This is a genomic window from uncultured Romboutsia sp., assembly GCF_958366745.1.
Classification (GTDB): domain Bacteria; phylum Bacillota; class Clostridia; order Peptostreptococcales; family Peptostreptococcaceae; genus Romboutsia; species Romboutsia timonensis.
Map to the genome: position 1 here is coordinate 1 of NZ_CATXCO010000105.1, position 8,062 is coordinate 8,062.

Sequence of the window (8,062 nt, forward strand, 5' to 3'; positions counted from 1 at the left end):
TTATATACTTTATTTTATTTTTTATATTTTAAATTTAATTATACTAATAAACTAAAGAATCACTATGAATAATATCATAGTGATTCTTATAAAATAGTTTCTAATAATCTTTTATTTAGATGAATCCTCATTTTGCTTATTAACTATTAATGAAAAAGGTAATATTCCTGTTACTAAAATAACGAAAGCTTTTTTTACAAATTCACTTTTAGGTGATGGTATTTTTACTTTCATATTTTGTATCTCCTATATATTTTTTATATACGCTTTCTTTATATAATTCATATCTAATTATGTTAATATATATGTTATTTAAATATGTCCTATACATAAGTTACTTATAGATTGTTTTTATTTTCTAAGCACTTTTCAGGATTAATATATATAAGTTCCCATTTTCCATCTTTATTTTTTTTATAATCTGCTATTTTTATATCTACGCCATTAGTTAATTGGTAAAAAAGCACATAGTACTCATTTTTATCTTTATCTTTAAAATATGCTTTTCTTTCATAACCATCATCTTTTACAGTAACTTCTCCATCTACTAATGAGCACCATCCACCATATTCAATTTCAACAAGAGATTTTGCATCCCATGACCATCCATGATATGGAGCACATAAATAATTTTCGGGTGCATACATCATATCTTTTATTTTATATACTCTATCTTCTTTTTCCAAATAAATATATCCATAATAATATGCAAATACACCTTTTGGTTTATCTGTTCCTTCTATAACTTCTAACTCTACAAAATACTTTATGTCATTAGGTCTATTTTTATCTGGTGGAACTTCATTTAACTTAATCAAGTTTATATGCAATTGATTTTCAAAAGACTTAAAGTATTCTTTATACGATACCTTCTCTTTATATGATTTAGATAAAAAATTATAAGCTAAAGGATATGGTCCTTTAGTATCACCTAATGAGCCACATCCTGTTTGTGTATTATCCATAGGATTTGCAGCTTCTCTTAGTATACTAAAATAATTTATTATAGTATCTTTAGGAGTTTTTAATAATTCTTTGTTAAGCTTAATATCAGATGGATTTTTACCATAATCATCAATACTTATTAAATTTCTTTTAGTATTTAATATAGACATATTTGATGGTCTAAAAAATCTTTCTAAACTATATACATCATCTTCATTATCTACCTTAATATCTTCCTCTATCTTAGGTTCTTCTAAACAACGTCCTCCTAATATAAGATTATCTAGTTTATTTTCCTGTGAATTTATTACTAATGTGCTACTTATTAATATTATTGTTAAAAAACTTGTTAGTCTTCTTTTAAACATAATATACCTCTTTTATATTTTTTTATTAGTAATATGTTTAACAACTTTGCCTATAATATGCTAACTTTAACATTTTATTAATTTAAGATATACTAATTTATCTAATTAATAGTTTATTACTAGTAAGTATTTAGCTATTAGCTCCACAACTTAATAGTTACTTATTAAATATACATGATCTAAGTAAAAATATTAATCATATATATTTTTACCTTTCAAACGTTGTATAATTTTATTATTGTAAACTTACCAATATATTAAATAAATATTTATTTTATATAACAAAATAGGGATGTTTAAAATACTTAAATAAGTACTTTAAACATCCCTATCATTTAATTTACACTAGATTACAATAAACTTATTATATCCTTTTTTAATTTTATATAATCACTGCTTCCAAATTCATATTTATGTTTATCTTCTAAAATAAACTCAGCCTTTATACTAGATGGCTTTTGTGATATTAAGTATATTCTATCAGATAAAGTTATAGCTTCTTCTATATCATGCGTTATAAGAATTATACTTGAATTAAACTTTTCTCTAACATTAAGTAGCCATTTTTGCATGTTAGTTTTTGTTATAGAATCAAGTGCTCCAAAAGGTTCATCAAGTAACATTAAGTCATTGCTATTTATAAATGTTCTTAAAAAATTAGCCCTTTGCTTCATACCACCTGAAAGTTCACTTGGATATTTATCTTCATAACCTTCAAGCCCAAATTCTTTAAAATATGGTCTAACAATTTCTTGTGCATTTTTCTTATTTTCTTTATTTAATATTAAAGGTAAACTTACATTATCTATAATAGTTTTGTATGGTAATAATAAATCTTTTTGTTGCATATAACTTATTTTACCATCTATATAAACATTGCCATTATCCTTTTGAGTAAGATTTGTGATTATGTTAAATATAGTACTTTTACCACTTCCACTTGGGCCTAATATTGTTACTAATTCCCCTTCATTTACTTTTATATTTATATCTTCTAAAACTAACGTATTATTATAACTTTTACTAACATTACTTAAAATTAATTTTTCTTTATTGTGGTAAGAATTCATTTGTATATGCATCACTTGCTTTTAAATCCTTTTCTATTAAATTATATTCCTTTAAGAATTGTGTATAATTGTTCCATACACTATCCTTCATCTCTCCCCAGTATTTAGCATCAGATATATATTCTTTAGCTAAGTATTTTTGACTTTCTATTGCTAAATTTTCATCTATTTCTGGTGCGTGTTTAACTAATATCTTTGCTGCTTCTTCTGGATTTTCAACAGCATAATTATATCCTTTAGATGTTGCATTTAAAAACTTCTTAGCTAACCCTGGATTTTCATTTAATAACTTTTCATTAGATATTATAACTGGAGTATAATAATCTAACCTTTCATCTAAATCTCTAAGTTGTATATAGTTTAAGTCTACTCCCCTTTGTTTAGCTTCTATTCCTGTCCATCCTTCAAATATCCACATCATATCTACATTTTTATTCACTGCTGTAAAGAAATCATCTTCTCCAACATCTAATACTTTTAATTTTGAAAAGTCTTTATTTTCCTTTTTCATAACTGCATCAAGTATAGCATCTTCTGATGGTGATCCCCAACCACCGTAAGTTTTTCCTTCAAAATCTTTAGGTGAAGTTATATTTTTAGATTTAGGTGATGCAAAACCTGAAGTATTATGTTGTATTACTGTTGCTACTGCTTTTATTGGAAGTGGATCTTCACTTGTTTTAGCGTATGTAACCTCTTCTTGATAACTAATACCAAAATCAGCTTTTCCTGTTGCAACTAGTGTTGCAGCCCCTCCTTCTGAAGGCTGTACTATTTTTACATTTAATCCTTCATCTTTAAAATATCCATTTTCAAGTGCAACATATAATCCTGTATGGTTAGTATTTGGTGTCCAATCTAGCACCATAGTTACATCTTGTAAACCTTCACTACTTTTATCCTCTTTTTTAGAACATCCTGAAAGTATACTTAAACTAAGTGTACTTATTAACCCTAATGATACAATTTTTTTTAATTTCATCTCATTCTCCTTATTTATGTTTTATAATTATTTTTTTAGCTATGTTAACAAGTCCTACAAATATTAAGCTAAGTACAACGACTATTATAGTAGATGCAAATACCTTATCTAGTGCATATGCACTTTTTGCTCTTACCATATATACCCCTAGTCCCTTAGTTCCTCCTAACCACTCTGCAACTGTTGCTGCAACTACCATATATGTAACTGATATTTTAATCCCCGAAAATAGTTTATCAATTGACATTGGTAATTTTAAGTGTATAAAAGTTTGTAGTTTGCTACTTTTCATAGTTTTAAATAAGTTTAAATAATCTTTATCTATATTTTCTAATCCATCCACAAAACTTATAAGTATTGGGAAAAAGCAAGTTAATGCAACCATTAAAATTTTAGGTAATGCTTCAAAACCAAACCAAATAATTAAAAGTGGTGCTATAGTTATTGTTGGTATAGTTTGAGAAACAACTAATATGGGATATAAGCACTTTCTTATTACACTTACAAAATCCATGATAATTCCTAATGTAAGTGCAACTAATAAAGCTAATATAAATCCTAAAATAGTTTCATACAACGTTACCAATGTATTATCAAATAAGTTTTGATAATCAGTTATAAATACTTTTATTATATCTATTGGTGTTGGAAGTATATATTGTGGAATATCTTTAATTTCAACAACAGCCTGCCAAACTATTATTATAGCTAGAAAAGTTAATATTGGATAAAGAGAGTCTTTAAACTTGTCTGTGATTTTTAAGTTTGTCATTTATTGTTAACCCTCCGAACTTTTCGTCTATCCTAACAGTTGTTATAACTCTTTCACATCCCAGTTCAAAAGGTAGTTTATGTGCTTTTTTTATTATTTCAAATACCTCATCAAATTCCCCTTCTACTGTTGTACTCATAGCACCTATTTCATAATTTAATCCACTATTTTGTATTATTTCTATACATGCATCTACTACTTTATACATTTCTTCTTCACCTTTGTAAGGTCTTAATGGTACTACTGCAATATCTGCTATTATCATATTTTTCCTCCTATCTTTTTTATTTTTATATAAATAAGAATATATCTTATTTTAGACTCAGTGTATTATTTTATTAGCTTTATAATAAATAAAGGAGCTTGTCTCTAAATAGAATTCTGAAAATTCTAAAATATAGAGATAGCTCCTTTATTATAATTATATATAAATTAACAATATAATTAATAATTTCCCTACGTTGGCATTATCCAAATCAGGTTAAGGGTCGAGATATATTATCTCCTCTCAGCAAGCTAGCTCCCCTGCATATTATGTTTTATACTATGATTGTATCAGATATTTTTTTAATATCAACTAATTTTTTACAAATTTATTTATTTTTCATAATATTTGTCATAATAGTTTGAGAATTTAATTTAAATTCTTCAATATCTAATTTCTTTATTGTACATATATTTTCATATACATTTTTTATTTCATCAGGCATGCCGTAAACCCCATTTACCCACTGAAGAGCTGTTGGACCATCAGTTTCTGCAAGTAATTTATTTACTGGTATTTCTTTTATTATATCTTTAGAGTGCTTTATATATCCTAAATCAACACTTCCTGTAAAATAGCATTTTGCATCTATTAATTTTTTTAGTGTATCTTTATCCCCAGAGTACCAATGTATTATAGTTTGAGATGATACATTATATTTTTTAAGTAAGTTTAGGATTAATTCTTCACAGCCTTTAGTATGTACATTTATATATTTATTATATTTTTTTGCACACTGTAAGAAGTATTCAAATACTTTTATTTGATACGGATATGTATATTTTTCTTCTACCCAATGAAAATCTAGTCCTATTTCTCCTATTAATGGAGTATTTTTTATATAGTCTTCAAACTTATCTAATTCTATATTATTTTTTACTCTCCATGGATGTATACCAAATATAGGCACTATATAATCACTTTTTTTAGAAATTTCTATGTTATTTAAATAACTTTCTTCATCCATTGAACATGCTATTGTCATTATCTTATTTAAATTTATACAATTTATTACACTATCTATTTCCTCATCTTTATAAAAGTCTATATGATTATGAAAGTCTATATACATCTTTACCTCGCTTATTATAATTAAACTATATTCTATTATAACATATTAAAATATTTATTTTATATTTACATTCTAACAAACTAGTAGCTCTTATGTAACTATTAATACATATAGTTACTAAATAATTTGATATAAAAATTGGAAATTTATAATTAAAAAGATATTCTAATAAAATAGAAAATATTTTAACCTACATATAGTAACCTTAACTTTTTTTAATATAAACCCATACGTAGCGAAACAGTACATATGGTTCTATATACTTTATATAAAAGATTAAAGTAGTGTATCTTACTTTTAGAAAATACATTTACAATAATTATATACTATCACTATATATTTTATTATATAATATAATGAATACTTGAAGAGAGCTATTAAATTGAGGAGGTATAATTAATGAAAGTTTTTGCCCACAGAGGTGCTAGTGGTGACTATCCAGAAAATACTATTTTAGCTTTTGATAAAGCTTTAGCTCTTGATGTTTATGGTATTGAACTTGATGTTCACAAATCAAAAGATGGACATTTAGTCGTAATCCACGACGAAGATATTCAAAGAACATTTAAAGGGAAAGGTCTTGTGATGAACTATACTTTATCTGAGCTTAAAAAGTTTAATTGTAGAAAATTTGAGTTTATCGAAAATTTAAACTGTAAAATTCCTACACTAAGAGAAGTATTTGAACTTATAAAAAATACAGATATAATATTAAATATAGAAGCTAAAACAGATTTAATCCACTATGATTTAGAACAAGATGTAATTGATTTAATCAAAGAATATAACTTTGAAGAAAAAGTCTTAATATCAAGCTTTAATCACAAATGTATAAAGATATTTAAAGAATTAGATAATAACTTAAAATACGGTGCTCTTTATGACCATGAAAAAAACTATGCACCTGAAGCTAATGTTGTTGAACATGCTAAGAAATTAGGTGTTTATAGTATAAATATTTCTAGAGATTTAGTTACTGAAGAAATGGTAAACCTTGCCCATGAAAATGGACTAAAAGTATTTGTATACACTGTAAATACCCCTATAATAATGAAAAAAATGATTAAATATAATGTAGATGGTGTATTTTCAGATTACCCTGAGCTAATGAATGAAATCATAAAAGAATATTAATTGAGTTTTATTAAGATTCACTTATTTTTGTAAGCTGTAAATTATTATAGTAAGTAAATATATAAATTACCACTTAATATATTAAGATTTGTATTATCATCTACAGTATACTTTGATATATAAGAAAAACTAAATATAAAATAAAGGAGTTATCTTTAAAAACTCCTTTATTTTATATCTAAAAATTTATCATTTATATATCTGATATCCCTAATAGTTTGCAACTTTATCTTCATCGATTATAATTGAATAACCAATTTAATCATTTAGCATACTTACATCTAGTTATTTTATAATTTAAGTTTTAAGATAAATATATAGATGCATAGCCATAATTAAAATTGCAGTTCTTCCATTAATCTGTTATATTCTTTCATTTTATACCCAACAGTATCATGTGTGTGAGAGTCTGAACCTAAAATAGTTTTAACATTATAATCTCTAACAAGTTTTAATAAATAACCATCAATATAAGCCTCATTGCAATATGGCTTTCTATATCCTGATACATTAAAATCTAATTCATAATCTTTAGATTTCACAATCTTTACTATCTCTTCTAACTTTTCATTACCACTATAGTCATATGGATAAATTTTATTATACTTTCTAACTAAATTTAAATGGCCTATTCTTCTTGGCTTATATCTTCCTAAGTCACTATTTACAGCCATTTTAACAGTATCATAGTATTTATAGTAAACGTTTTCTATTGAGCCTAATAAATCAACTAACTCGCCAAACTTTTCTGGACTATAGTCTATTAAATGATATTCATCATTTATTTTTATCATATGCACAGATAATATAGAATCATCTATATATTCACCATACTTATCCAACATTTCTTTTATCTCTTTTTCATATCCTTCTATGTAGTCAACTTCAACACCTATATTTATCTTAATACTATGCTTATATTTTTCCTTAAGCTCTTTTAATTCATTAAAATAAGCTAATAAATGATCTTCACTCATTGCACTATCATTTTCTGGTGAAGGATCCTTGAAATTTTTAGGAAGAGGAAAATGTTCGGTAAAAGTCATTACCATAACTCCAACTTCTATTGCTTTTTTTATATACTGTTCAAATCTGTCACTACTCCCATGCGGACAATAAGGTGAATGGATATGTCCATCTTTCATAAAATACCTCCTATACTGCCAAGACTAACTTTTTAATCTTAGCAACTTGATTTAAATATATTATATCTTTTTTAACTACGTCTGGCATCACTTATTTACTCTTTGTAAAGCTCCACCCTTAATTATATTACCTACTATATATTATTATGTTTAATAGTGATACTTATTTTTATTAATTAAACATTACTATATTAACTCGTTGTTCTAGGTAAATATATTTACTGAAAATACTAGATTTTAACAAGCTATATTTTTATAATCCTGAATTGTCAATTTAAATCAGACAAATTACTTATGAATCACTAAGCA

9 protein-coding genes and 1 riboswitch are annotated in these 8,062 nt (G+C 25.3%); of the genes, 1 reads left to right on the plus strand and 8 read right to left on the minus strand.

Annotated features, from left to right (window positions below):
• Window positions 1-111 precede the first annotated feature (111 nt).
• The 7 genes from Q5F54_RS08010 to Q5F54_RS08040 form a co-directional block, all read right to left on the minus strand.
• Window positions 112-234, minus strand: coding sequence for a hypothetical protein (locus tag Q5F54_RS08010; RefSeq protein WP_278335244.1), 123 nt, complete (start codon window positions 232-234; stop codon window positions 112-114).
• Window positions 235-338: 104 nt separating this feature from the next.
• Window positions 339-1,313 (minus strand): hypothetical protein, encoded by a 975-nt coding sequence (locus tag Q5F54_RS08015; RefSeq protein ID WP_071120205.1) that lies wholly within the window; start codon window positions 1,311-1,313, stop codon window positions 339-341.
• A gap of 350 nt (window positions 1,314-1,663) precedes the next feature.
• The gene (locus Q5F54_RS08020) at window positions 1,664-2,383 is read right to left on the minus strand and encodes an ABC transporter ATP-binding protein (protein WP_302334205.1); all 720 of its coding nucleotides are present in this window, start codon (window positions 2,381-2,383) and stop codon (window positions 1,664-1,666) included.
• Window positions 2,364-3,365 carry an ABC transporter substrate-binding protein gene (locus tag Q5F54_RS08025; protein ID WP_276704075.1) on the minus strand — a complete coding sequence of 334 codons (1,002 nt, stop codon included), beginning with the start codon at window positions 3,363-3,365 and terminating at the stop codon, window positions 2,364-2,366. Before Q5F54_RS08025 ends, Q5F54_RS08020 begins: the two co-directional genes overlap by 20 nt.
• A gap of 10 nt (window positions 3,366-3,375) precedes the next feature.
• Window positions 3,376-4,137 carry an ABC transporter permease gene (locus Q5F54_RS08030; protein ID WP_071120202.1) on the minus strand — a complete coding sequence of 254 codons (762 nt, stop codon included), beginning with the start codon at window positions 4,135-4,137 and terminating at the stop codon, window positions 3,376-3,378.
• Window positions 4,106-4,402, minus strand: a complete 297-nt coding sequence (locus Q5F54_RS08035) for an MTH1187 family thiamine-binding protein (protein ID WP_286313154.1) — start codon at window positions 4,400-4,402, stop codon at window positions 4,106-4,108. The genes Q5F54_RS08030 and Q5F54_RS08035 overlap by 32 nt, the downstream gene beginning before the upstream one ends.
• Before the next feature lie 171 nt (window positions 4,403-4,573).
• Window positions 4,574-4,674: riboswitch (TPP riboswitch) on the minus strand.
• 56 nt (window positions 4,675-4,730) lie between these two features.
• Complete coding sequence (locus Q5F54_RS08040) at window positions 4,731-5,474, minus strand: TatD family hydrolase (RefSeq protein ID WP_302334206.1); 744 nt, start codon at window positions 5,472-5,474, stop codon at window positions 4,731-4,733.
• Window positions 5,475-5,873: 399 nt separating this feature from the next.
• Between Q5F54_RS08040 and Q5F54_RS08045 the strand changes: the two genes are divergently transcribed.
• Window positions 5,874-6,608, plus strand: a complete 735-nt coding sequence (locus Q5F54_RS08045; RefSeq protein ID WP_302334207.1) for a glycerophosphodiester phosphodiesterase — start codon at window positions 5,874-5,876, stop codon at window positions 6,606-6,608.
• Window positions 6,609-6,943: 335 nt separating this feature from the next.
• Here Q5F54_RS08045 and hisJ read toward each other — a convergent pair whose 3' ends face one another.
• Complete coding sequence (hisJ, locus tag Q5F54_RS08050) at window positions 6,944-7,753, minus strand: histidinol-phosphatase HisJ (protein ID WP_302334208.1); 810 nt, start codon at window positions 7,751-7,753, stop codon at window positions 6,944-6,946.
• Window positions 7,754-8,062 lie beyond the last annotated feature (309 nt).